General features: G+C 74.2%; 20 protein-coding genes. 13 read left to right on the top strand and 7 right to left on the bottom strand.

The genetic code is table 11. From position 1 onward, the window contains the following. The first annotated feature begins 122 nt into the window (after nt 1-122). The 8 genes from ACGH2B_RS01220 (at nt 123) to ACGH2B_RS01255 (ending at nt 10561) form a co-directional block, all read left to right on the top strand. The gene (locus ACGH2B_RS01220; protein ID WP_399082614.1) at nt 123-1103 is read left to right on the top strand and encodes an ABC transporter substrate-binding protein; all 981 of its coding nucleotides are present in this window, start codon (nt 123-125) and stop codon (nt 1101-1103) included. Further along, nucleotides 1100-1909, top strand: coding sequence for a 2,3-dihydro-2,3-dihydroxybenzoate dehydrogenase (locus tag ACGH2B_RS01225; protein ID WP_399082617.1), 810 nt, complete (start codon nt 1100-1102; stop codon nt 1907-1909). Before ACGH2B_RS01220 ends, ACGH2B_RS01225 begins: the two co-directional genes overlap by 4 nt. Nucleotides 1910-1980: 71 nt before the next feature. Then, nucleotides 1981-3177: an isochorismate synthase gene (locus tag ACGH2B_RS01230; protein ID WP_399082620.1), complete on the top strand. Its 1197-nt coding sequence runs from the start codon at nt 1981-1983 to the stop codon at nt 3175-3177. Next, complete coding sequence (locus ACGH2B_RS01235; RefSeq protein WP_399082623.1) at nt 3174-4823, top strand: (2,3-dihydroxybenzoyl)adenylate synthase; 1650 nt, start codon at nt 3174-3176, stop codon at nt 4821-4823. Before ACGH2B_RS01230 ends, ACGH2B_RS01235 begins: the two co-directional genes overlap by 4 nt. Nucleotides 4824-4837: 14 nt before the next feature. Then, nucleotides 4838-5470: an isochorismatase family protein gene (locus ACGH2B_RS01240; RefSeq protein ID WP_399082626.1), complete on the top strand. Its 633-nt coding sequence runs from the start codon at nt 4838-4840 to the stop codon at nt 5468-5470. A gap of 2 nt (nt 5471-5472) precedes the next feature. Further along, a complete protein-coding gene (locus ACGH2B_RS01245) occupies nt 5473-5700 on the top strand; it encodes a phosphopantetheine-binding protein (RefSeq protein ID WP_399082629.1) in 228 nt (75 codons plus the stop codon). Next, complete coding sequence (locus ACGH2B_RS01250; RefSeq protein WP_399082632.1) at nt 5697-9620, top strand: amino acid adenylation domain-containing protein; 3924 nt, start codon at nt 5697-5699, stop codon at nt 9618-9620. Before ACGH2B_RS01245 ends, ACGH2B_RS01250 begins: the two co-directional genes overlap by 4 nt. Nucleotides 9621-9778: 158 nt before the next feature. After that, a complete protein-coding gene (locus tag ACGH2B_RS01255; protein WP_399082635.1) occupies nt 9779-10561 on the top strand; it encodes a 4'-phosphopantetheinyl transferase family protein in 783 nt (260 codons plus the stop codon). Here the strand turns inward: ACGH2B_RS01255 and ACGH2B_RS01260 are convergent. Together ACGH2B_RS01260 and fes are read right to left on the bottom strand one after the other, a co-directional pair. Next, nucleotides 10458-11009: a GNAT family N-acetyltransferase gene (locus ACGH2B_RS01260; protein ID WP_399082637.1), complete on the bottom strand. Its 552-nt coding sequence runs from the start codon at nt 11007-11009 to the stop codon at nt 10458-10460. The genes ACGH2B_RS01255 and ACGH2B_RS01260 overlap by 104 nt on opposite strands. Before the next feature lie 50 nt (nt 11010-11059). Next, entirely contained in the window at nt 11060-12313 is a 1254-nt protein-coding gene (fes, locus tag ACGH2B_RS01265) for an enterochelin esterase (protein ID WP_399082640.1), read from the bottom strand. Nucleotides 12314-12580: 267 nt separating this feature from the next. On the opposite strand from fes, the gene ACGH2B_RS01270 reads away from it, so the two are divergent. Next, entirely contained in the window at nt 12581-13657 is a 1077-nt protein-coding gene (locus ACGH2B_RS01270) for a YncE family protein (protein WP_399082643.1), read from the top strand. 80 nt (nt 13658-13737) lie between these two features. Here the strand turns inward: ACGH2B_RS01270 and ACGH2B_RS01275 are convergent, their stop codons facing one another. From ACGH2B_RS01275 to ACGH2B_RS01285, 3 genes are all read right to left on the bottom strand, one after another. Continuing rightward, nucleotides 13738-14298: a TetR family transcriptional regulator gene (locus ACGH2B_RS01275; protein WP_399082646.1), complete on the bottom strand. Its 561-nt coding sequence runs from the start codon at nt 14296-14298 to the stop codon at nt 13738-13740. Next, nucleotides 14295-15791: an MFS transporter gene (locus ACGH2B_RS01280; RefSeq protein ID WP_399082649.1), complete on the bottom strand. Its 1497-nt coding sequence runs from the start codon at nt 15789-15791 to the stop codon at nt 14295-14297. The genes ACGH2B_RS01275 and ACGH2B_RS01280 overlap by 4 nt, the downstream gene beginning before the upstream one ends. 175 nt (nt 15792-15966) lie before the next feature. Next, the gene (locus ACGH2B_RS01285) at nt 15967-16839 is read right to left on the bottom strand and encodes a YceI family protein (RefSeq protein ID WP_399082652.1); all 873 of its coding nucleotides are present in this window, start codon (nt 16837-16839) and stop codon (nt 15967-15969) included. Between the two features lie 405 nt (nt 16840-17244). On the opposite strand from ACGH2B_RS01285, the gene ACGH2B_RS01290 reads away from it, so the two are divergent. Then, nucleotides 17245-20463 carry a bifunctional cytochrome P450/NADPH--P450 reductase gene (locus ACGH2B_RS01290; RefSeq protein WP_399082655.1) on the top strand — a complete coding sequence of 1073 codons (3219 nt, stop codon included), beginning with the start codon at nt 17245-17247 and terminating at the stop codon, nt 20461-20463. 59 nt (nt 20464-20522) lie between these two features. Continuing rightward, entirely contained in the window at nt 20523-21569 is a 1047-nt protein-coding gene (locus tag ACGH2B_RS01295) for a zinc-binding dehydrogenase (protein ID WP_399082658.1), read from the top strand. 172 nt (nt 21570-21741) lie between these two features. Here ACGH2B_RS01295 and ACGH2B_RS01300 read toward each other — a convergent pair whose 3' ends face one another. Both ACGH2B_RS01300 and ACGH2B_RS01305 read right to left on the bottom strand, forming a co-directional pair. Next, on the bottom strand, nt 21742-22233 hold the full coding sequence (locus tag ACGH2B_RS01300; protein ID WP_399082661.1) for a DedA family protein: 492 nt from the start codon (nt 22231-22233) through the stop codon (nt 21742-21744). A gap of 169 nt (nt 22234-22402) precedes the next feature. After that, nucleotides 22403-23614, bottom strand: a complete 1212-nt coding sequence (locus ACGH2B_RS01305; RefSeq protein WP_399082663.1) for a Shedu anti-phage system protein SduA domain-containing protein — start codon at nt 23612-23614, stop codon at nt 22403-22405. A gap of 233 nt (nt 23615-23847) precedes the next feature. Between ACGH2B_RS01305 and ACGH2B_RS01310 the strand changes: the two genes are divergently transcribed. After that, nucleotides 23848-24168, top strand: coding sequence for a hypothetical protein (locus ACGH2B_RS01310; protein ID WP_399082667.1), 321 nt, complete (start codon nt 23848-23850; stop codon nt 24166-24168). After that, nucleotides 24165-25103 carry a WXG100 family type VII secretion target gene (locus ACGH2B_RS01315; protein WP_399082670.1) on the top strand — a complete coding sequence of 313 codons (939 nt, stop codon included), beginning with the start codon at nt 24165-24167 and terminating at the stop codon, nt 25101-25103. Before ACGH2B_RS01310 ends, ACGH2B_RS01315 begins: the two co-directional genes overlap by 4 nt. Nucleotides 25104-25180 lie beyond the last annotated feature (77 nt).

Genomic DNA, 25180 nt, shown 5'->3' on the forward strand with positions numbered 1-25180 from the left:
TTCTTTGCGGGGCGGTCCGCCGCATGCCCGAAAGCGGACGAACGTGCCGTACCCGTACGCCGCGTACCGCTCGGACCCAGCGCTTTTCCGCCACTGACGCACCCTTACGGAGACCCCAGGCCATGGCGCCCACCCCCACCCGCAGACCCCTCTCCGGCCCCGGCCGCACCACCGCCGCCGTCGCCGCGCTCGCCGCCTGTGCGCTCACCCTGACCGCCTGCGGCTCCTCGGACGCCAAGTCCGGCGCCGGTAAGGGCCGCAGCGTCGAGGTGACCGACGCGACCGGCACCGCCGTCTCCGTACCCGCCGCGCCGAAGCGCGTGGTGGCGCTCAGCGAGATGGACCTGGACGCGGCCCTCACCCTCGGCGCCCGGCCCGTCGGCCTGACCGCGGGCCGCGGCCAGCAGGGCGCCCCCGCCTACCTCGCCGCCAAGGCGAAGGGGATACCCGTCGTCGGCGCCGTGACCGGGCCCGACATCGAGAAGGTCGTCCAGGCGAAGCCGGACGTCATCCTCGCCGGGCAACTCGCCGACAAGCAGGTCCTGGGGCAACTGCGCACCATCGCCCCGACCGTCGTGACCATCGGCGCCGACAAGAACTGGCGCAAGGCACTGGAGCTGACCGGCAAGACCCTGGGCCGGACCAACCAGGCGGAGAAGTTCCTCGACGACTACGACGGCAAGGCGGCCGCCCTCAAGAAGGACCTCGGCGACCGCGCCGGCGCCTCCGTCTCGGTGGCCCGCTACTCCGCCAAGGGCACCGCCGTCATGCAGCAGGGCGTCTTCATCGGCGACGTCCTGAACGACCTCGGCTTCAAGCGGCCGGGCATCCAGGCGCAGCCGGGCAAGGGCCACTCCACCCCGCTCAGCGAGGAGAACCTCAAGGAGATCGACGCCGACTGGCTGTTCATCGGCACCCTGGACCCGGGCAGCTCCCAGGCGTCGCTGCTGACGAAGCTGACCGGCAAGCCCGCCTACCGCCAACTGAACGCGGTCCGCGACCACCACGCCACCGTCATCGACGGCTCCAAGTGGACCAGCCTGGGCGGACCGCAGGCCGCCGTCTCCGTCCTCGACGACATCCGCAAGGCGATGGTGAAGTGAGCCCCGCACCCGAAGCCCCCGCACCCGAACTCGACGGCCGCCTCGCCCTCGTGACGGGCGCCGGCCGGGGCATCGGCGCCGCCGTCACCACCGCCCTCGCGGCCCGCGGCGCCCGCGTCGTCGCCACCGACCTGACGCCCGGCGAACTCCCCGAGGAGGCCCGGCCGTACGCGGAGCGGATCATCCGCCGCGCGCTGGACGTCACCGACTCCGCCGCCGTCGACGCGCTGGTCGGCGAGGTCGAGGAGACCGTGGGGCCGCTCGACATCGCCGTCAACGTCGCGGGCGTGCTGCGCACCGCGCCCGTCACCTCGCTGACCGACGCGGAGTGGGCGGCGACGTTCGCCGTCAACACCGACGGCGTCCTGCACGTCTCGCGGGCCGCCGCCCGCCGGATGACCGTCCGTGGCCGCGGCAGCGTCGTCACCGTCGCCTCCAACGCGGCGGGCATCCCGCGCGCCGGGATGGCCGCGTACGCCGCGTCGAAGGCGGCCGCGGTGATGTTCACCAAGTGCCTGGGCCTGGAGGTCGCCGCGCACGGCGTGCGCTGCAACACCGTCTCCCCCGGCTCGACCCTCACCGATATGCAGCGCGCCATGTGGTCCGCGTCCGGTCAGGACGCCGAGACCGCCGCCCGCCACGTCATCGAGGGCGATCTCGCCGCGCACCGCACCGGTATCCCGCTGGGCCGGATCGCCGACCCGTCCGACATCGCCGAGGCCGTCGCCTTCCTGGTGTCCGACCGCGCCCGCCACATCACCCTGCACGACCTGTACGTGGACGGCGGCGCCACGCTCCGCGCCTGACCGCCGGGCCGGGGCCACCGCCGTCCCGGCCCGCGCCCCCTTCTCCTCCCCCTCCCCTCCTGGAGTCCGCCATGCCCGCTTCCCTGAGCGCGCCCCTCACCTCGCCCGTGGTCACCCCGGGCGAGGCCACCGCCCTGCTCGACGCCTACCGCGCCGGTACGGACCGCTTCCTCGGCACGCCCCGCCACACCCTGCTGGGGCGCGGCACCCTCGCCCACGTCCCCGACGGCTCCGGACCGGTGTATCTGCGGGTCCGCGAGACGTTGCGGGAGCGGCGGGCCGCGGGCGACGCGGCGCCGGTCGTCGTGGGCGCGCTGCCGTTCGCGCCGGACGGGCCGCCCGCGCTGGCCGTGCCCGCGTCCGTGGCGTGGGCGCCGCCGCTGCGCGAGGACCCGCTGATCGCACTGCCCGCACCCGACGCGGAGGAGGCCGGCGGCTGGGAGATACGGGAGGTGCCGGAGCCCGGGGCGTACGGCGCGGCCGTCGCCGCGGCGGTGGCGCGGATGCGGGCCGGGGAGTTCGACAAGGTCGTCCTGGCCCGGACCCTGGAGTTGACGTCCCGACAGCCCCTGGAGCTGCCCGCGATGGTGCGGCGGCTGGCGCGGCGCGACCCGTCGGGCTACACCTTCGCCGTCCCCAGCGGCCCCGGCCGCACCCTCGTCGGCGCCAGCCCCGAACTCCTCCTCGCCCGCACCGGCGGCCGGCTGACCGCCAACCCGCTGGCCGGGTCCGCACCGCGCAGCACCGACCTCGCCGAGGATGTGCAGCGCGCCGCCGCCTTGCTGGAATCCCCCAAGGACCTGCACGAACACGCCGTCGTGGTGGACGCGGTCCGCGCCGCGCTGGCGCCGTTCTGCACCCGCCTGGAGGTGCCCGAGCGGCCGACCCTGGTGCGGACGGCGGCGATGTGGCACCTGTCGACGACCGTCACCGGCGACCTCGCCGATCCGGAGGTGTGCGCTCTGGAGCTGGCGTCCGCGCTCCACCCGACGCCCGCGGTGTGCGGCACCCCGACACCGGTGGCGCGCGAGGTGATCGCCGCCTTCGAACCGTTCGACCGGGGTCCGTACACCGGCATGGTCGGCTGGCAGGACGCGGACGGTGACGGCGAGTGGGTGGTGACGATCCGCTGCGCGGAGGCCGAGGGCCGCGGCCTGCGGCTCTTCGCGGGCGCGGGCGTGGTCGCCGGCTCCTGCCCGGAGGCGGAGACCGCCGAGACCGGCGCGAAGTTCGCCACCTTCCTCAGCGCCGTGGGAGCCGCCCTGTGACCGCCCCGCTCGCCACCACCCCCGGACTCGACGCGCCGACCTGGCCGGAGGAGTTCGCGGCCCGCTACCGCGCGGCCGGCCACTGGCGCGGGGAGACCTTCGGCGCCGTGCTGCGTGAGCGCGCCGCCGCCCACCCGGACCGCACCGCGCTGATCGACCCGGCGCCCGAGCGCCGCATCTGGACCTACCGCGAACTGGACCAGGCCGCCGACCGGATGGCCGCCGGCTTCGCCGCCCGCGGCATCACCAAGGGCGACCGGGTCGTCGTCCAGCTCCCGAACACCGGGGAGTTCCTGGAGGTCGTCTTCGCGCTGTTCCGCATCGGCGCACTGCCGGTGTACGCGCTCCCGGCGCACCGGGACACCGAGATCGCCTACTTCTGCACTTTCACGGAAGCGGTCGCGTACGTCGTCCCCGACCGGCACGCGGGCTACGACCACCGGGCGCTCGCCTCGCGGGTCAAGGCGCAGGCGCCGGCGCTGCGGCACGTCTTCGTCGCCGGGGAGCCGGGCGAGCACACCGCGCTCGCCGACGTGCCGTGCGACCCGTCCGGTCCGCTCGACGGGCCCGAGCCGCACGAGCTGGCCTTCCTCCAGCTCTCCGGCGGCACCACCGGCGTCCCCAAGCTCATCCCGCGCACCCACGACGACTACGCCTACTCGCTGCGGGGCTCCAACGAGATCTGCGGCGTCGACGCGGACACCCGCTTCCTCGTCACGCTGCCCGCCGCGCACAACTTCCCGATGTCGTCGCCCGGTTGGCTGGGCGTGCTGTACGCGGGCGGCACGGTGGTGCTCTGCCCGCGGCCCGATCCGGCGACCGCGTTCCCGCTCATCGCGCGGGAGCGGATCACCATGACGGGGCTGGTACCGCCGCTGGCGCTGGTGTGGACGGAGGCGGGCCCGGAATCGGCGCACGATCTGTCCAGCCTGGAGCTGGTGCTGGTCGGCGGCGCGAAGTTCTCGGTGGCCGCCGCCCGGCGCCTGACGCCGGCGCTCGGCTGCCGGCTGATGCAGGTCTTCGGGATGGCCGAGGGGCTGGTCAACTACACCCGGCTGGACGACGACCCGGAGACCGTCGTCACCACCCAGGGCCGGCCGATCTCCCCGGACGACGAGATCCGGGTGGTGGACGACGCCGACGCGCCCGTCCCCGACGGCGGGTTCGGCCATCTGCTGACCCGCGGCCCGTACACCATCCGCGGCTACTGGCGCGCCCCGCAGCACAACGCGCGGGCCTTCACCGCGGACGGTTTCTACCGCACCGGCGACATCGTGCGCCGTACCCCGACCGGGCATCTCGTCGTCGAGGGCCGGGCGAAGGACCAGATCAACCGGGGCGGCGAGAAGATCGCGCCGGAGGAGATCGAGAACATCGTCCTGGGCCACCCGGACGTCCACGACGTGTCCGTGGTCGCCGTCCCCGACGCCTATCTCGGCGAGCGGACGCTGGCGTACGTGATCCCCCGCGCGGGCGCCGGGCCGCTGAAGCCGGTCGCGATCAAGCGGCACGTCCGGCAGGCGGGCGTCGCCGACCACAAGGTTCCCGACCTCGTGGAGTTCGTGGACGCCTTCCCGCAGACCGGCGTCGGCAAGGTCAGCAAGAACGGTCTGCGCTCCGCCGCGGCCCCCACCGAGCAGCACTGAAAGGCCCGCCCGCCATGGCACTTCCCGCCCTCTCCCCCTATCCGCTCCCGACCCCGGACGAGCTGCCCGAAAACCGCGTCGCCTGGCGCGTCGACCCGGCGCGCGCCGTGGTCCTCGTCCACGACCTCCAGCAGCACTTCCTCGGCGCGTACCCGGCCGGGCAGCAGCCGCTGACCGGGATGCTCGCCAACACCGCGCGGCTGCTGCCCGCCTTCCGCGAGCGCGGCGTGCCCGTCGTCTACTCCACCCAGCGCGGCGGGCAGACGCCCGAGGAGCGCGGGCTCCAACTGGACTTCTGGGGGCCGGGCGTCGCCGACGACCCGGCGAAGCTCGCCGTCCCGGACGAGGTCGCGCCCGAGCCCGGCGACACCGTTCTGACCAAGTGGAAGTACAGCGCCTTCGTCCGCACCGACCTGGAGCGGCTGCTGCGCGACTCCGGGCGCGATCAGTTGGTGATCGTCGGGGTGTACGCGCACATCGGCGTGGTGATGACGGCGTGCGACGCGTGGATGCGCGACATCCGGGCGTTCGTCGTCGCCGACGCCGTCGCGGACTTCTCCCGCGCCGACCACGACGCGGCCCTGCGCTGGGCCGCCGGCCGCTGCGCGGTCGTGACCCGCACCGACGCCCTTCTCGAGGAGATCTGAGCATGGCCCTGACCCTGGAAACACTCCGCGCCGACGTCGCCGACGCGCTCGGCGAGGACGTGGCGGACATCCCCGTCGACGAGAACCTTCTCGACTTCGGCCTCGACTCCGTCCGCATCATGGCGCTGCTGGAGCGCTGGCGCCGCGACCACGGTGTGGACGCGGGCTTCGCCGACCTCGCCGAAGCGCCCGCCATCGAGGCGTGGGCACCGCTGCTGGGGGTCGGATGACCACCCCGCCGACCGCCGCCGTGCCGCCGGACGCCGCCGAAGGGACCGGGCTGCCGCTGACCGCCGCCCAGTCGGGCATGTGGTACGCGCAGGCCCTCGACCCGCTCAGCCCGGCGCAGAACACCGCGGAGTGCCTGGAGATCGCCGGACCGCTCGACCCGGAGGTGTTCGCAGCCGCGCTGCGCCACGTCACCGCCGAGACCGACGCCCTGCGCGTCCGCGTCACCGACACCCCGGACGGGCCGCGCCAGCGCCTGCTGCCGCGGGTCGAACCGCCGCTGTCCGTCCACGATCTGCGCCAGGTGCCCGACGCCGACGCGGCGGCCGGGGCATGGATGCGCGCCGATCTGGCCGAGCCGTGCGATCTGGCGGCCGGACCGCCGTTCCGGCACGCCCTCTTCCGCACCGGCGAGGAGCGGTGGCTGTGGTACCAGCGCATCCACCATCTCGTCATGGACGGCTACGGCTACTCGCTGCTGGTGCGCCGCACCGCCGAGGTGTACTCCGCGCTGGCCCGGGGCGCGGAGCCGGGCCCGCGCGCCTTCGGGTCGCTCGCCGATCTCGTCGCGCAGGACGCGGAGTACCGCGCGTCCGAGGCGTACGCCGCCGACCGCGACCACTGGCTGACCGCGTTCGCCGACCGCCCGGAGGCGCCCCGGCTCGCCGGGCGCGGCGCGCTGCCCTCCCGCACCTTCCTGCGCACCACCGCGCACCTCTCCCCCGGGGCGACCGAGCGGCTGCGGGAGCTGGCCGCCGGGCTCCGCGCGACCTGGCCGGACGTGCTCGTCGCCGCACAGGCGCTGTACACCGCCCGCGCCTGCGACCGCACCGACGTGATCCTCGGTCTGCCGATGATGGGCCGCCTGGGCTCGGTGGCGCTGCGGGTGCCGGGCATGGTGATGAACGTGCTGCCGCTGCGGCTGACCGTCACCCCCGGGGCGACGTTCGCGCAGTTGGTGCGGCAGGTGGTCCTCGCCGTCCGCGAGGCCCGCCGCCACCAGCGCTACCGCTACGAGGACATCCGCCGCGACCTGGGGCTGCTCGGTGAGGCGCGGGGCCTGGTCGGGCCGCTGGTCAACGTCATGCCGTTCGACTACGGCGCCGAGTTCGCGGGTGCCCCGGCGCGGGCCCGGAACCTCTGTGCCGGTCCCGTCGACGATCTGACGGTCAACATCTACGACCGCGCCGACGGCCGTGGCCTGCGCATCGACCACGACGGCAACCCGGCGCTGTACGACGCCGACGCGCTCGCCGTCCATCAGGAACGCTTCCTGAAACTTCTGGAACGGCTCACCGCCACCGATCCGCACCGGCCGCTCGCCGCCCACACCATCGCCACGCCCGCCGAACACGCGCTGGTGACCGACGAGTTCAACCGCACGGACCACCCGGTGCCGCCGACCACCCTGATCGGGCCGATCGAGGCGCAGGCGGCCCGCACCCCGGACGCCACCGCGCTGCTCTTCGGCGGCACGGCCCTCACGTACGGACAGCTCGACGCCCGCGCCAACCGGCTCGCCCACCACCTCCAGAGCCTCGGCGCGGGCCCCGGGAAGCTGGTCGCGGTCTCCGTGCCGCGCTCGGCGGAGCTGGTGGTGGCGCTGCTCGCGGTCCTCAAGGCGGGCGCCGCGTATCTGCCGCTCGACCCGGACTACCCGCAGGAGCGGCTGGCGTACATGCTCCAGGACGCGGCGCCGGTGTGCGCCGTCACCGACCGCGCCGGGCGGCTGCCGTCCGGCGCCGGAACGCCGCCGGTCACCCTCGACACCCTCGACGTCTCCGGGTATCCGCCGGTCAACCCGGCGCGGGCGCTCACCCCGGCGCACCCGGCGTACGTCATCTACACCTCCGGCTCCACCGGCCGCCCCAAGGGCGTGGTGGTGTCGCACGGGGCGATCGACAACCGGCTGCGGTGGATGCAGCACGCCTGTCCGCTCGGCGCCGCCGACCGCGTCCTGCAGAAGACCCCGTCCTCCTTCGACGTGTCCGTCTGGGAGTTCTTCTGGCCGCTGCGCCAGGGCGCGGCGCTGGTCGTCGCGGAGCCCGGCGTGCACAAGGACCCGGTCCGGCTGGCCCGGCTGATCACCGAACGGTCCGTCACCACCTGCCATTTCGTCCCGTCGATGCTCCAGGTCTTCCTGGCGGCGCCGCGGGCGGCCGGCTGCGCGTCGCTGCGGCAGGTCTTCGCCAGCGGCGAGGCGCTGCCCCGCGAGACGGCGACGCTCTTCGCCCGCACCCTGCCGGGCGCCGCGCTCCACAACCTCTACGGGCCGACGGAGGCGGCGGTCGACGTCTCGTACCACGCGTGCGCGGCGGACGGGGACGGGCCGGTGCCGATCGGGCGGCCGGTGTGGAACACCCGGCTGTACGTCCTGGACGCGGCCCGGCAGCCCTGCCCGCCCGGCGTGCCCGGCGAACTCTTCCTCGCCGGACGGCAGTTGGCCGACGGCTATCTGCACCGTCCGGAGCTGACCGCGGAGCGCTTCGTCCCCGATCCGTTCGGGGCGCCCGGCGAGCGGATGTACCGCACCGGCGATCTGGCGCGCTGGAGCGCGGCGGGCGAGGTGGAGTACCTGGGCCGCACCGACCACCAGGTCAAGCTGCGCGGCCAGCGCATCGAACTGGGCGAGATCGAGGCGGCGCTGACGGCCCGCCCGGGGGTGGACGGCGCCTGTGCGCTGGTCCACCAGGACGCGGCGGGCGAGCAGCGGCTCATCGGCTACGTGACGGGCGCCGCGGACCCGGCGGCCGTCCGCGCGGAGCTGGCCGCGGCGCTGCCCGAGCACATGGTCCCGGCGGCGGTCGTCGCGCTCGACGCGTTCCCGCTGACCCCGAACGGCAAGCTGGACCGGACGGCGCTGCCCGCGCCGGTCTTCGGCGGCGGCACGGCGGCCCGCCGCCCGGCGAACGCCCGGGAGGCCACGGTGACCCGGCTGTTCGCCGAGGTCCTGGGCGTCCCGGACACCGGCCCCGACGACGCCTTCTTCGACCTCGGCGGCACCTCGCTGCTCGCGGTACGGCTGGTCACGCGGATCCGCGAGGAGTGCGGCACGGAGCTGACCATCGGCTCGCTCTTCGAGGCACCGACCCCGGCGGCCCTCGCCGCGCGGCTCGCGACGGCGGCGCCCGCCGCCGGGGACGCGCTCGGCACCGTCCTGCCGCTGCGCACCGAGGGCGACCGGCCGCCGCTCTTCGCCTTCCACCCGGCGGGCGGCCTGTCCTGGTGCTACGCGGGCCTGTCCGCGCGGCTCGGCCCCGGCCAGCCGCTGTACGGCGTCCAGGCCCCCGGGCTGCTGGACGACGGGCCGCTCCCGCCGGACCTGGAGACGCAGGCCGCCGGCTACGTCACCCGGCTGCGGGCGGTCCGGCCGCACGGCCCGTACCGGCTGCTGGGCTGGTCGGTCGGCGGGATCCTGGCGCACACCGTGGCGGTGCTGCTCCAGGAGGCGGGCGAGGAGGTCGAACTGCTGGCGCTGCTCGACGCGTTCCCGGCCGAGCAGTGGCGCGAGCGGCCCGCGCCGGAGGAGGGCGACGCGCTCACCGCCGTCCTGCGGATGGCCGGCTTCGACCGGACCGGCGAACGGAACCGCGAGGACGTGCTGGCCACGCTCCGCGAGGCGGGCAGCCCGCTGGCCGGGCTGGGCGACCGCACCCTGTCGCGGATCGTCGACATCGTGCCGCACCACGCCCGGCTGATGCGCGCCCACCGGCACCGCCGCTTCGACGGCGACGTGCTGTTCTTCACCGCGGCGGCGCCGCGCGCGGAGGACTGGCTGACCCGCGAGGCATGGCGCCCGCACGTCTCGGGCCGGATCGTCAACCACGATCTGGACTGCACCCACCCGCAGTTGATGCGGGACGAGCAGTTGGGCGCCGTCGCCGCCGCCCTCGCGCCGTATCTGACGGGCGCCGCCGGATGACAGCCGCCGGCCCCGCGCGGGATCTCGCACGCGGCGGGCCCGGCCCGGCGCGGGATCTCGTACACGGCGGGCCCGGCCCGGCGCCCGACCCGGTGGACGGCGGGCCCGGCCCGGCGCCCGGTCCCGTCCGCGGTCGGCCCGGCCCGGCGCCGGATCCCGTGCGCGGCGGGCCCGCCCCCGCCGCCGCGGATCTCGCGCGGGGCCCGTGGCTGCGCCTCGTCACGGCGGACGGCGACGACGGCACACCGCTCCTGGACGCCCGGGAGCGGCACCGGGCCGCGGCGCTGCGCCGCCCCGCCGACCGTGCGCTGTACATCGCCGTCCACGCGGAGCTGCGCCGGGCGCTGGGCGCGGTGCTGGGCACGGCGCCTCATGCGGTGGAGCTGGTCCGGCTGGCGTGCCCGGGGTGCGGCGGACCGCACGGGCGTCCGGCGGTGGCGGGCCCGGCCGGTGCGGCGGTGCACTTCTCCCTCTCCCACGGCGACGGCCTGGCGCTGCTGGCGCTGGCGTCCGCGCCCGTCGGGGTGGACATCGAACGCGTCCCCGCCGCCCGGACCGCCGCCGACGCGGCCGAAGCGCTCCACCCGGCCGAACGCGCGGAACTGGCACGGCTCCCCGCCGACGGCCGCCCGGCCGCCTTCGCACGGTGCTGGACCCGCAAGGAGGCGTACCTGAAGGCGACGGGCGAGGGCCTGTCCGGCACCGCGCTCCACGCCCGCTACCTGGGATGCGGACCGCGCCCGGCCCCCGTCGCGGGCTGGACGCTCACCGACGTACCCGCCCCCCTCGGCTGGGCGGCGGCGTGCGCGGTACGGGGCCCGGGGGCGGGGGCGGGCGTTATCCGAGGGGGAGGTGCGTCCTGTGCTCGTCCCCCGGGGCCGGGGACCACATACCGAACCACTGCTCGGCGCCGTACGCGTGGAACCGCTCCACCTCGGTGAATCCCAGCTTCGCCGCGAGGCGCATCGAGCGGGCGTTGGCGGTCCGGGTGGCGAGGACGACCGGTTCGCCGGGGAACGCGCCCGCGAACCAGCCGAGCACCGCCGCGCACGCCTCGGCGGCGTATCCGTACCCCCATGCCTGCGGCAGGAACAGGTAGCCGAGTTCGGCCCTCCCGGCGGCCTGAGGCAGATGGCCCGTCGCCTTGGTGAGCGTGACCTGGCCGATCATCGCCCCATCGTGCTCAACCACGAAGAGACCGGGTCGCCCTACGGGCACTTCGTGCTCCAGCTCAGCACGCGGCCGGGGGCCGCCGAGATAGGTGTGCACCTGCGGTGAGGCCAGCAGCTCGATGAAGGCCGTACGGTCCCGGGCCTCGGGCTCGCGGAGCACGAGGCGCTCGGTTCCGATCGGGGCGGGCGGCCAGGCGACGGGCCCGAGTGCAGTCATGGCGGGCAACTTATCTCACGCCCATGAGAACGGCCCGGGAGAGGGGTTTCTCACCCCTCACCCAGCAACTCCACGATCCCCCCACCGAGTTCGCTCCGCCAGCACAGGTAGTCGTGACCGCCGTTGAACTCCCGGTAGGTGGCGTCGTCGTACCCGGCGGTGGTGAGCGCGTCGCGCAGGCGGCGGGCGGCGGGCAGGGCCACCCACTCCTGTTCGCCGGAGGAGAGCCGGAAGCGCACCGGGAGCCGGGGGGCGGCGGCGAGGCGGGCGGTGAGCCACTCCGCGTCCGGGCCGACCGGCCACCAGAACGAGCCGGACTGGGCGAGGACGTTGCCGAACCGGTGCGGTGCGGTGAGCGCCGCGTACGCAGCGGTCAGCCCGCCCAGGCTCTGCCCGGCGATCACCGTACGGGCCGGATCGGCGGTGAGCGGCAGGTGCCCGGCGGCCCACGGCAGCAGCTCCTCCGTCAGGAAGGCGACGAACTCCGGGCGGCAGGTCAGCTCCCGCCAGCGGGTGGCCGCGTCGACGGATTCGGGGAGGAGGGCGGCGACCGGCGGGATGCGGCCGTCGGCGATGAGGTTGTCCAGGAGGTGCGCGAGGCCGAGGCGGGGCTGCCAGTGCTCACCGTCGAGCAGTACCAGCACGGGAAGTTCCGCGTCCGGCGCGGTGTGCGGGGGCCGGTAGAGCCGGACCCGGCGGGCGCCGCCGAGGCGGGCGCTCGGTACGTCGTGCGTGGTGACGGTGCCCCGGGCGACGCCAGGCCGCACCTCCCACTCCGTGTCGCGCGGCGCGCCGGGCAGCCGCGCGCAGGAGACCCCGGGGCCGCCCCAACGGCCGGGCAGCGTATGGGAGTTGAACGGATCGGGGTGGCCTCGGGTGCGGAGCCGGGCCGGGTATCCGTCATCGTCCGGTGCGGGCCCGTCACCCTCGTCGACGCGGAAGTCGTAGGTGCCGTACCAGTCGCGGCGCAACCGGAGCGTCCAGTGCCATACGTCGGTGCCGGGCAGATGCTCCATCAGGTTCGCGCCGGGGTCGCGGGGGTCGGTGAGTTTGTTGGGCAGTACCTGGACGGCGCGGGTGGCGGGGGTGCCGCGCCACAGGAAGGTGACGGCGGCGTGGTCCGGGTCGCCCTCCGGATCGGGTGCGACGAGCGGGGTGCCGGTGCGGGCGACCTCGTCCCAGAACTTTGCGGTGCGGTCGGGCGCGGGCAGGACGGGGCCGGTCGCGATCCGCGGGAGGGGGTGCGGGCGGGCCGTGCGGGGCGGGTGAGGGGCGGCGCCCTCGGGCGGCGCGGACGCGAGCATGCGGCGGGACTCCGGTGACGGGGGCGGGCGGTCGCGCGGACCGCGCACCCGGACGGCCTTCCGGGGCGCCTGACGACACCCCCGGAAACTTAGGGTCACCTTACCTTTGCAGCTCAAGCGCGCCCAAGAGAGGCCACCTCCACCTCACCTGTGACGGGAGCCACACGGTTTCCGGATCGAACTTAGGTAAGCCTAAGCTAACTTATTGCCAGCTCGCTTCTCCGCGAACACCCCAAAAGGCATCCCCGCCAAGGAGACTGACGCCGCATGTCCGCACTGACCCTCCGCATCCGACGGCTCGCCGCCACCGCCGTGGCCCTCGCCGCGGGCGGCACGCTCACCCTCACCGGCGCCGCCCACGCCGCCCCGGCGACGCCCGCCGCCCGCCCGGCGGCCGCCGAAGCCGCGCCCGCCACGTCGGCGCCGCTGGTCAAGGGCCTCTACCAGTCCGCGTACTCCGAGCGGAACCACGTCCTGTGGGCCACCTCCGCGGTGGGCCGCCCGCCGGTCACCCGATCCGCACTGGTGAAGGTCGACCCGCGGACGATGACCATCCGCGCCTCCTACACCCCGCCGGTCACCGACCGGGCCACCGGCACCGTCGAGGCGGTCTACGGCATCGACGTCGACGACCGGCACAACACCGTCTGGACCACCAACACCCGCGACAACTCCGTCGCCGTCTACAGCCAGCGCACCGGCAAACACCTCGCCACGCTGCCCGGCGTCGCCCACGCCCGCGAGGTCGTCGTCGACGAGCGCCACCGCACCGCGTGGGCCACCGGCTTCGGCGACGGCTCGCTCGTCGCGTTCGACACCCGTACGTACAAGGAGAAGAAGCGCGTCACCGTCGAGGGCGCCGGTCCCACCGGGCTCGCCGTCGACGAGCGCACCGGCACCGCCTACGCCGCCGATCTGAACGGCAACCAGATCATCGAGGCGGCCCCCGGCGCCGCGAAGCCCCGGCTGATCCCCACCGGCCAGGGCCCCATCTCGCTCGCCCTCTCGCGCGACGGCCGCACCGCCTACACCGCCGACCAGAAGGCCGGCACGGTCTCCGTCGTCGACCTGCGCAAGGGCTCCGTCGTCAAGACCGTGGCGACCGGCGAGGGCACCCTCGCCGTCGCGAGCGACCCGCGCACCGGCGCCGTCGCGGTCGCCGACCGCACCGCGGCCACCGTCTCCTTCCTCGACCCCCGCCAGGGCACCGTCGTCAAGACCGTCACCACCGGCGCCAACCCCAACCACATCGAGATCGCCCGCGGCACCGCCTACATCGTCGACAAGTCGGGCACCGGCCCGCAGGGCGAGGACCGGCTCAACCGGATCCGCGTCACCCGCTGAACCCGCTCCACTCCCCCATGCGCCGCGGCCCCGGTGCCCGCCCCTGAAGGGCGGGTGCCGGGGCCGCGGCGCTCCTCCCGCTACTCCCCGCCGCCCAGCGTCTCCTGGAGCAGCGGTGACAGATCGTCCAGCGCCGCCGCGCCCAGCTCCTCGAACGCGCCGGAGCGGCGGCCCAGCATGATGCCGATGACCGCGGCGACCACGATCTCGGCGCGCAACCGGGGCCGTGCCCGCCCCTCCTGGGTGAACCGGCGGTGCAGCGGCTCCACGAGCCGGGCGTGCAGCGCGGCGCGGGCCGCCTCGTCCGCCGCGGGATCGCTCAGCGGCTGGACACCCACCTGGAGGATGGGGACGAGACCCCGCAGGTCGGCGCGTTCGAGGATCTGCCGCAGCCGGTCCGGCGCGAGGAGGTCGCTGACCTGCGCTTCGCTCCGCTCGGCCTCCACCGTGGCGAGGTAGAGCTGCGTCTTGCCGCCGAAGTACCGGGCGATGAGCGCCGGATCGACGCCCGCGCGGCGGCCGATGTCCCGGGTCGTGGTGCGGTCGAAGCCGCGCTCCGAGAAGAGTTCGCCCGCCGCGCGCAGCAGCGCCTCGCGGCTGCGCGCGGAATCCCTGCGACGCGCCTCCTGAGTGCCGGTCACCGCCGTGCCTCCACATCCTCCCGCCCCGCGGGCTCACCCTCCGTCGCCGTCACCTTATGTGCCGAAGGGGCCGCCGCCGTCGCCGGGGAGCCGGGTGCCGTCCGCCCCGACCGGCCGCGTACCAGCAGATATCCGACGAGGGCGGTGAGCACCCAGACCGCGCACCCGGCGAGTCCGGCCGTCCGGTAGCCGCTCTCGGCGGGCAGGGAACCGGTCCCGGGGTGGGCGGCGAGCACCGCCGCGGTGAACGCGCTGCCGGAGGAGTAACCGATGTACTTCACCACCTGGTTGAAGCTCAGCGCGCTGCTGGTCTCGTGCGCCGGGACCGCGCCCACGATGAGCGCCGGCATCACGGACACGGTCACCCCGGCGCCCAGCCCGATGAGCCCCATGGCGACGAACGCCTCCCACAGTCCGCCCCGTACCCAGGTGAACAGCGCCGTACCGGCCAGGCAGACCAGACAGCCCAACGGCAGCATCCGGCCCGGGGAGACGGAGCGGGAGGCCAGCCGGACCAGCCGCCCGGACACCATGCTGGCCACCGAGAACGGCGTGAGGATCAGCCCGGCGATGACCACCGAGGCGCCGAAGCCGTACCCCGCCGACGGCGGCGTCTGCACGTACTGCGGCACCATCGACAACATCACGTACATCCCGATGCCGGAGAGCACCGCGGTGAGGTCGGCGGCGAGCACCGGCCGGTCCCGGACCAGGCGGATGTCGACGAGCGGGTGCGGGGTGCGCAGTTCGTGCACCGCCCACCAGGCGAGCAGCACCACGGATGTCCCGGCCAGCGCGATCAGCTTCGGCGAGGTCCAGCCCCAGCGCCCGCCCGCGGTGGTGGTCAGCAGCAGTCCGGCCATTCCGGCGGCGAGCAGCAGCGCCCCGGTGACGTCCAGCGGGTGCGCGGGTCTGCGTGGTGAGGCCGGGAGGACCACGGCGAGGGCCACCAGCGCCAGCGCCGAGGCGAGCGCGGCGAACCAGAATCCGGCGTGCAGCCCCAGGTAACGGGCGAGGACGCCGGTGAGCGGATAGCCGAGTCCGACCCCGGCGGCGGCGGTCAGGGAGAGCGTCGCCACCGTGTGCCGGGCCCGCTCGGGCGGCAGCGCGTCACGGGCGGTGGCCATGGTCAGCGGGGTCAGCGCGATGCCGACGCCCTGGAGCGCCCGCCCGGTCAGCAGTCCGGCGAAGCCCGTCGGCAGCGCCGCCAGCAGACTGCCGGTGAGCGTCAGCGCCAGTCCGCCGAGGATCACCCGGCGCCGGTGCGGCCCGTCCCCCAGCCGCCCCATGAGCGGGGTGACGACCGCGCCGACCAGCATCGTCACCGTCAGGGACCACTGGGCCACCTCCAGGGAGACGTGGTCGACGCGCGCGATGGTCGGGATCAGCGGCGCACCCAGGCTGCTGATGATCGCCACCAGCATCCCGACCGACAGCAGCACGGGCACCAGCGCCCGCTCCTTCCACGAGGGCATCCTCTCGGCGGCTTCCACGCGGCCCCTCCCGTCAACGACGTCATCAGACGATGACATCATACGGTGACAAGGCGGATTCCAGCCGCCGCGGACCCGCGGCGAGCGCCGGTGGACGGCCCGCGGAACGCGAAAAAGGGCGGAGGCGCACGGTGAGGAACCGTGCGCCTCCGCCCTCCCGACGAGCGGCCCGCCGCTACTCGGGCCGGATCGCCTGGATGTCCAGCTCCACGCGGATCGTCGCGCCGATCGCGGCGATGCCCTTGGCCAGCATCTTGCGCCAGTCCAGGGTGAAGTCCTCGCGGTGCAGCTCGGTGACCGCCTGGCAGGCGGTACGGGTCTCGCCCGCGATGCCGGTACCGATGCCGAGGTAGCGGGTGTCGAGCTGCACGGTGCGGCTGACGCCGTGCAGATGCAGGACGCCCTGCACCGCCCAGCGGCTGCCGCCCTTGTGCACGAACCGCTCCCCGGCGAACTGCAGATACGGGAAGCGCGCCACGTCCAGGAACTCCGCCGAGCGCAGATGCTCGTCACGCATCCGCACCCCGGTGTCGATACTGGCCGCCTCGATGGTCACCTCGACCCGCGAGTCCTCCATCCGTTCGCCGATCCACAGCCCGCCCTCGAAGCGGTTGAACCGGCCGTGGATCTCGGCCAGCCCGATGTGCCGGGCGGTGAAGCGGATGGCGCTGTGGTCGGGGTCGAGCCGCCACTGCCCGGCTTCGGGCAGCGGCAGCGCCGGGGCCAGTTCCAGGGCGATCGGGGACGGCGCGGTCCGCTCGCCCGCCACCACCTCGGCGTCGCACCGCACCGGCCGGAAACCGTCGGACGTCACCATGAGCCGGTAGGGGCCGGGGCGCAGCGTCACCGTGAGCCGGCCGTTGGGATCGGTCCGCCCCTGCGTCACCTCCTGGCCCCCGAGGTTGCGGACCGAGACGGCCACCCCCGCCATCGGCAGTCCGACGGGATCGTCCACCCGCAGATCCAACGCGCCCGCCCCGCCGGGCAGCGGCGAGGGAGGGCTGTGCGGCATTCGGTCACGCAGGCGGCTGAGGAAGGCGAGCGGCATGGCAGGACGGGCCTATCGGTAATGCGGTCCGGCGAGGACGGAAGCGGAAAGCGGGCAGGAACGCACAGAATTGGTGCGGATTCCCTGCGATTGCCCTTCTATCCTGTCATTGACGCTCCGGCGAAATGATCCTCAGCCGTCATGACCCACCCAAAGGTGACCTTTCTCGCACCTTGCCCCGGACGGGATCCCGATACGCCGTTCCACCGTCCCGTTCACCCGCCGACACACCCCGATGCACATGCCGGGCGCTTCCGCAAGACCCCCGCTCGGCCAGGTACTACACGATCATGCAGAGCGGTGGCGGCGCGCGCGGCGGGCAGCGGCGAGGCTGGGGAGGACCGCTGGAACCGCTCCCCGCGGACGGTTCCGGGCTCCTCTGCTTCACGGAAGGCGGTTCGTCCCATGTCCGCGCCAGCGCTCCCCCCGCACACCGACGGCCCCGGCGGCATCCCCGTCGTCGACGTCTCCCGCACCCCGGCCCGCACCCCGCTGCTGCGGAGCATGGCGCTGGCCCGGCGGCACGGTCCGGCCTTCATCCAGCGCCAGCACGGCCAGGACACGCTCTTCGTCAGCAGTCTGGAACTGGTCACCGAACTGTCCGACGAGCGGCGCTTCGGCAAGGCGATCGGACCGGCGCTGACGAACGTCCGGGAGTTCACCCACGACGGCCTGTTCACCGCCTACAACGACGAGCCCAACTGGGCCAAGGCGCACGACATCCTGATGCCCGCCTTCGCGCTCGGCTCGATGCGGACGTACCACCCGGTGATGCTGCGGGTCGCCCGCCGGCTGATCGAAGCCTGGGACCGGCGGTGCGCGGACGGCTCCCCCGTCGACGTGCCCGACGACATGACCCGGATGACCCTGGACACCATCGGGCTGGCCGGATTCGGCTTCGACTTCGGCTCCTTCGACCGGGACGAACTGCACCCCTTCGTCGGGGCGCTGGTGCGCTGCCTGCACTGGGCGATGACGAAGCTCAGCCGCGACCCGGCCCTCGACCACACCCGGACCGACGAGGCGTTCCGCGCCGACGCCGACTACCTCGCCTCCGTGGTGGACGAGGTCATCGCGGCACGCACCGCCCCCGGCGCGCCGGCGCCCGACGACGAGGACCTGCTCGGGCTGATGCTCGGCGCCACCCACCCCGCGGACGGCACCACCCTCGACCTGGCCAACATCCGCGACCAGGTCATCACCTTCCTCATCGCCGGCCACGAAACCACCTCGGGCACCCTGTCCTTCGCCCTGTACAACCTGCTCAAGCACCCGTCCGCGCTGCGTCTGATGCAGCGTGAGGTGGACGAGCTGTGGGGCGACACGCCCGACCCGGAGCCGACGTTCGAGGACATCGGCCGGCTGCACTTCACCCGGCAGGTGCTCAACGAGACGCTGCGGATGTACCCGCCCGCCCCCGGCTTCTCCCGCGAGGCGCTCACCGACACCGAACTGGGCGGCGTCCCGCTGCGGGCCGGACAGTGGGCGACGGTCCTGACGCCGATGCTGCACCTGGACCCGGTCTGGGGCGACAACCCCGAGCTGTTCGACCCCGCGCGGTTCTCCCCCGAGGCGGAGGCGGCCCGCTCCCCGCACGCCTTCAAACCGTTCGGCACCGGTGAACGCGCCTGCATCGGGCGGCAGTTCGCCCTGCACGAGGCCACCATGCTGCTCGCCATGCTGGTCCACCGCTACCGGCTGCTCGACCACGCCGGCTACACGATGGACCTCAAGCAGGCGCTCACCATCAAGCCCGACGGCTTCACCCTCTCGCTCGCCCCGCGCACCCCCGCCGACCGCGCCGCCAACCGCACCGCCCTGCCCGCCGGCGATACCGCGCACGAGGAGGCGGCATCCGCCGAATCCGGCGCCCTGTCCACCCGGGTACGGCAGGGCACCGGTGTCCTGCTGCTGCACGGCACCAACTACGGGACCTGCCGCGACTTCGCCACCCGGCTCGCGGACACCGCCGCCGGGACCGGCTGCGACACGGCGATCGCCCCGCTCGACGACCACACCGGCGCGCTCCCCACCGACCGGCCCGTCATCATCACCGCCGCCTCGTACAACGGCCGGCCCACGGACGACGCGGCGAAGTTCGTCCACTGGTTGGAGACCGCCGGGCCGGGCGCCGCCGACGGCGTCACGTACGCCGTCCTCGGCGTCGGCGACCGCAACTGGTCCGCCACCTACCAGCGCGTCCCCACCCTGATCGACGACCGGCTGGCCGCTCTCGGCGGCACCCGCCTCCTGGAGCGCGCCGCCGCCGACGCCGCCGGGGATCTCTCCGGCACGGTCACCGCGTTCACCGGCGCCCTGCGCACCGCCCTGCTCACCGGGTACGGCGACCCCGCCAGCGCCGGTGCCCCCGCCACCGCTCCGGAGGGCCCCGCCTACACCGTCACCGAGGTCACCGGCGGACCGCTGGACGCGCTGGCCGCCCGGCACGAGATGACCGCGATGACGGTCACCGAGACCGGCAGCCTCACCGACCCCGGCCACCCGCGCGCCAAGCGCTTCGTCCGCCTCGCCCTGCCCGAGGGGCGGTCGTACCGCACCGCGGACCATGTGGCGGTGCTCCCGGCCAACGCCCCGGAGCTGGTCGAACGCGCCCTCGGGATCCTGCGGGCCGACCCGGACACCGTCCTGCAGATCGCCGCCCACCGCCCGCGCCGCGACGGCATCGCGCTCGACCGGCCGGTCACCGTGCGCCACCTCCTCACCCACCACGTCGAGTTGCAGGGCCGCCCGACCGCCGCGCAACTGACGCTCCTCGCCGGGCTCAACCCCTGCCCGCCCGAGCGGCAGGCGCTGGAGGCGCTGGCGGCGGACGCCGAGGCGCGCGCCGCCGACCACCGCGGGCTGCTCGACGTCATCGAGGACAACCCGGCGCTGGCGGCGGAGCTGAGCTGGCCGGTCCTGCTGGAACTGCTGGAGCCGATCCGGCCGCGGCACTACTCCGTCTCGTCCTCCCCCGCCGTCGACCCGCACCACGTCGACCTGATGGTCTCGCTGCTCGAAGCGCCCGCGCGCTCGGGCCGGGGCACCTACCGCGGCACCGGCTCGGGCCATCTGCACACCGTGCGCCCCGGCGACACCGTGTACGCCCGGATCCAGCCGTGCCGGGAGGTCTTCCGGATCCGGCACGACGCGGACACCCCGCTGATCATGATCGCGGCCGGTACCGGCCTCGCGCCGTTCCGCGGCGCCGTCGCCGACCGGCTCGCCCTCGCGGCGGACGGCGCCGCGCTCGCCCCGGCGCTCTGCTACTTCGGCTGCGACGCCCCCGACGCCGACTATCTGCACGCCCGGGAACTGCGCGCCGCCGAACTGGCCGGCGTGGTCGACATGCGCCCGGCCTTCAGCGAGGCACCCGTCGACGGCCGGCGCTTCGTCCAGCACCGGATAGCCGCCGAGTCCGACGAGGTGTGGCGGCTCCTCGGCGCCGGGGCCCGGGTCTACGTCTGCGGCGACGGCGCCCGGATGGCCCCCGGCGTCCGCGACGCCTTCCGCGCCCTCCACCTCGCGCACACCCCCGGCGCGGCCGACGCGGACGCCACCGCCTGGCTCGACACACTGATCGCCGACGGCCGCTACGTCGAAGACGTCTACGCCGCCTCCTGACCACCGCCGGGCCACCGGCCACCACCCGGAAACCCGCCCACCGAACCCGGAGGTTCCCCATGAACACGATGCTCGCCGGACGTCTGCACGTCCCCAGCACGACGTTCCGCGTCGAGGAGGTTCCCGTGCCCGAACCCGGGCCGGGAGAGGTACTGATCGAGGTCAAGGCCGCCGGCGTCTGCCTGTCCGACGTGCACCTCATCGACGGCAGCCTGAAGCCGTTCGTCCCCGTCGACACCGTCACCCTCGGCCACGAGGTCGCCGGGGTGATCCACACCCTGGGCCCCGGCCTCCTCGGCGACTGGACGCCCGGCACCCGGGTCGCGCTCCAGGCGGGCCAGAGCTGCGGCCGGTGCGCGAGCTGCGCCATGCGCCGCACCCCGTGTCTGAGCCCGCAGACCCGCGGCGTCGACTACGACGGCGGCTGGGCCACCTACGCCCTCGCCCGCGAGGACACCCTCGTCCCGATCCCCGACCACCTCCCCTTCGACCAGGCGGCGATCATCCCCGACGCCGTCTCCACCCCGTACGCCGCGATCGTGGACACCGGCGCGGTCCGCCCCGCGCAGGCCGTGGGCATCTGGGGCGCGGGCGGTCTGGGCGCCCACGGCATCCGCCTCGCCCGGCTGGCCGGAGCCGCGCCGGTGCTCGCCGTCGACCCGCTGCCCAGCGCCCGCGAACGCGCCCTCGCCTTCGGCGCCGACCTCGCGCTGGACCCGGCCGACGCCGGTTTCGCCGCCGCCGTCCGGGAGGCGACCGGGGGCCGCGGACTGGACGTCGCGTACGACTTCGCCGGCGTCCCGGCCGTCCGTGAGCAGGCCGCGACCGTACTGCGCCGCGGCGGGGCCCTGGTCCTCGCCGGGCTCACCCCGCACCCGCTCACCGTCACCGACGGCACCCGCTTCAGTTGGAACCGCAACCAGATCCGCGGCCACTACGGTTCCTCGCCCGAGCACGTCGAACAGCTCGTCCGCCTGGCCGCCACCGGCCGCCTCGACCTGGCGCCCTCCATCACCGACCACCTCCCCCTGGCCGACGCCGCGGAGGCCGTGCACCGCCTGGAGCAGAAGATCGGCGACCCGATCCGGCTGATCCTGGTGCCGTAGGGGCGGGGAGCAGGGGCGTTCCCCCGGGCCCGGCTTTCAGGGGCCGGGGCCGGGCCACGGGGCCGGGCCCACGAGGTCCGGCTTCGAGGGGGGTGCCGGTTCCCCGGGCCCGGCCCGGCTCAGGGAAGCTCGTTCCCCGGGGCCGGGTCCCGGGACCGGCCCCGGCTCCCCTTCAGTCTTCGTCGGCCGCCGCGTCCCGTGCGGCGGCCGACGCGGCGTTCCGCCTCCGCCGCCGGTACACCACCACACCGAGCACCACGGCGAGCAGCGCCACCACCGCGGCCACCCCGAGCGCCGGCCGCTCGGCGAACAGCCGCGACAGCACCTCCAGCACCCCGATCCCGACCGTCGCGTAGACCAGCGCCCAGCACGCCCCGCCCACGAACAGCGCGGGCAGATAGCGGGGCAGCGGCATCCGCATGGTGCCCGCGAGGAAGTTGGCGGCCGTCTGGAAGCCGACGGTCAGGAAGGAGAGGGCCACCACCGGCGCGCCCCACCGCTGGATCGCCTGTTCCGTCCGCACGAACGGCGCCGACGACATCCGTTCCGCCAGCCGGCTGCGCCGCACCCCGGCACCGGCCAGCCACCCGACGGCGAAGGTCCCGCCGGCCCGCAGCAGGACGATGACGTACAGACCGGCGGCCGTGAGCACGACCTTCTCCACGACGCTCCGCCCTCACCGCCGGCTTCGTCCCGCATCCTGCCGCGGCGCCACCGGCTCCCGGCCCGACGCGGCGACCGCCACATCCGGGACTTCCCGATACGGCCCTGACCAGGGCCATCCGACACGCCCAGGGTACCGATCCGCCCCCACCGCTCCCCCCTCGCCTCGGCTACATCACGTCACCGGCCGCCAGAGCCCGCTCGGCGCTGTCGATCAGCTCCTTGTACGTGAGGATCTCGACGCGGTTCAGATGCGAGGTGTGAAGACGCAGCGCGTCGTTGATCTCCCTTTCGTCGATCTCCGGCTGGCTCAGCGGATGCCCGATGAGAACGAGGGCGTTCGCCCGGCGGGTGTCGATACCGAACTCCGCGGAAATACGCTCACGGTTCTCGTCGAGCCCCACCAGATAATTGATGGCCTGTCCCACGGCGTCGTGGACTTCCCGCCGCGGAACCCAGGCTCCCCGGTGCCCCTTGACCAATTTCACCGCCGCCGCCTGTTTCAACTCGACTATCTGGAGCGAGCCGTCCCCGCGGATCAACGGGATGTCGACCTCGTCCCCGGGGACCAGCCTGCGCCGCTGCGCCTCACCGATGAAACGTCCGCCGAACACCCAGTACATCCCCTTCAGCGCCTGCTGCAAGGCGTGCTCGGACGCGTGCGCGTCCTCGGCCACCCGGCGCAGTTCCCGCAGGTGAACGGCTCTGCGCTGCAATTCCGCCGCGCGCAGGACCGTCCGCCCGTCCTCATCGGCCGCCAGTACGGAGAGGGCTTCCGGCGAGGACACGATGCGGCGGGCGGCCTCCGCCGGATCCACGATCTCCACGCGGTTGCTCAGCACCCGCTCCGTCCACGCCGAGAGTTCGGCGGCACCGCGAGGAATGCGGTAGCGCGCCGGATCCTCCACCGGAGCCTGCGTGAACCGGGCGTCCTGTCCTATCCGGCGCATATGCGCCATGACCTCTTCGAAAGCGGCGCCGGGATGTTGAGCCAGATGGCTCTCGGCTTCCTGGCACCAGAATTCATTCATCGCGACCATGGTCCTCGCGAGGTAATCAAGCCCCGACCTGTCGCGCGGGGCGTGGTCCAGATGACGCAGCCGGTACTTCTCCTCGTAATCAGGTCTCAGCAGCCGCCCTTCCGTGTAGTGCAGGACGTCCTGCACGGACCGCACCACTTCCCATTCCTCCGCCCGCGCGGCCGATGCCCGCGCGGCGCCGAGGAGTTCGGTGAGCCGCTTTCCGCCTTTCCGTCTTCCCCCGGTGCCGGACCGCACATGGCGCAGGGCAGCGGTGAGCGCATCCGTCACCGTCTCCGCCGTCGCGGCGGAGCGGATCTTTTCGAGATGGATCTCCAGGGCCATGTCGGATCGTGTCTCCATGAACGGCAGTGTGGTCCATGGGTCTGACAACGCGGTCCGGCTCCCGGGCGGGCACACGGCGGCCAGGCTTCCGTCCCCCGCCGGCGGTCCACGCCGAACGGCGGCGTCCGGAAGAATTCGACAAGTCTTGGAGCGGGCGTGAGCATCGCTTGACTCTGTCTTGAAAGGCGCCTTTCTTCGCCTCCCTAGGGTGTCGCTGGACCGTATACGACCCGAGTTGGGGGGCTCGCACCATGAGCGGGAATTTCCGGACCGATCCCGACGCGCTGTTCCGCTACGCGTCCCACACCGATCGGCAGAAGGAAGAGGTGCCCCGTATCGGGCGGGCGCTGGAGCATGTGGAGATACCGTCGGGCGCCTTCGGCAAGCTGCCGGAATCCGACGAACTGCACTCCTCGTACAACGAACACGCCACCGCGGCGCAGCAGAACATCCACGATCTCGCCGAGCTGTTGCAGGGCATGGCCGAGGGCCTGCGCGCGACGGCGGGCGGCTATGCCCGGACCGAGTACGCCGAGCAGCAGAACTTCGGCGGCGGAGGTGCGGCCGGATGACCGTCACCGACGCGTACGCCTGGGTCAACAAGGAGATCGAGAAGCTCCCGGACATCGAGCAGATCCACAGCAACGAGGAGCACGGTCTCGACTCCGGGCTCGACGACGCCATCCGGTGGTTCCTGGACAAGGTCGGGCTGATGGACAAGCTCGAACAGGTCACCGGTATGCCGACGCAGCTCACCCACGCCGCCGAGGAGTGGAAGGCACAAGGCGAGGCGCTGCACCGGGTGTCGGCGGAGCTGCGGTCGGGGGCGCGGGGGCTGCCCGAGCAGTGGGAGGGCGCCGCCTCCGAGGGCTTCGGCCACAGCATGGGCAAGATCATCGACGCGCTGGACGACACCGGTAAGGACATGGGCAAGACCGCCCAGATCCTCAGCCAGGCGGCGAAGGAGTCGAAGTTCGCGGAGGACTCCATCGTCGCCATCATCCGCGAGGCGATCGAGTGGGCCGCGATGACGCTGGCCGCGATGGTGGTCACCGACATCCTCACGCTCGGTCTGGCCACGGTGGTCGACGGGCTGGTGGCCGAGGCGGAGGTCGCGGTCTTCCTCGCCCGGGTGGAGAAGGTGTCGGCGGAACTGGCCAAGACGCTGCGGGAGCTGATGAAGGCGGTCAAGGAGTTCAAGAGCGGCGCCAAATCCTTCAACGAGGCGCGCAAGGTCGCGGGCACACTGCGCAAACTGGGCGGCCCGACCGGCCCGGGAGCCTTCCGCAGCAAGGACTGGATGGCGCACCACCTCGTGACCGGGCAGATCGCCAAGCACGGTTCGAAGCCGCTGATCAACGAAGTGACCGGTCTCACCGGCGACTTCAAGACACCGGCCGAGGACGCCATCAAGCACTTCGGCGGTGAGGCGCTGGACGACAAGGGCCCGGAGGAGCCCGCGCCGTACCGCGTGCCCAAGGGCAGCATCGAGGACACCTTCGGCTGACCCCGCCGGGCGGGCCGCGCAGCGGGACCGAGTACCGTGCCGCGGCCCACCGGGGGCGCGGCGGACCGAAGAGAGGG

The sequence above is a fragment of the Streptomyces sp. BBFR2 genome, assembly GCF_044497305.1.
GTDB lineage: Bacteria > Actinomycetota > Actinomycetes > Streptomycetales > Streptomycetaceae > Streptomyces.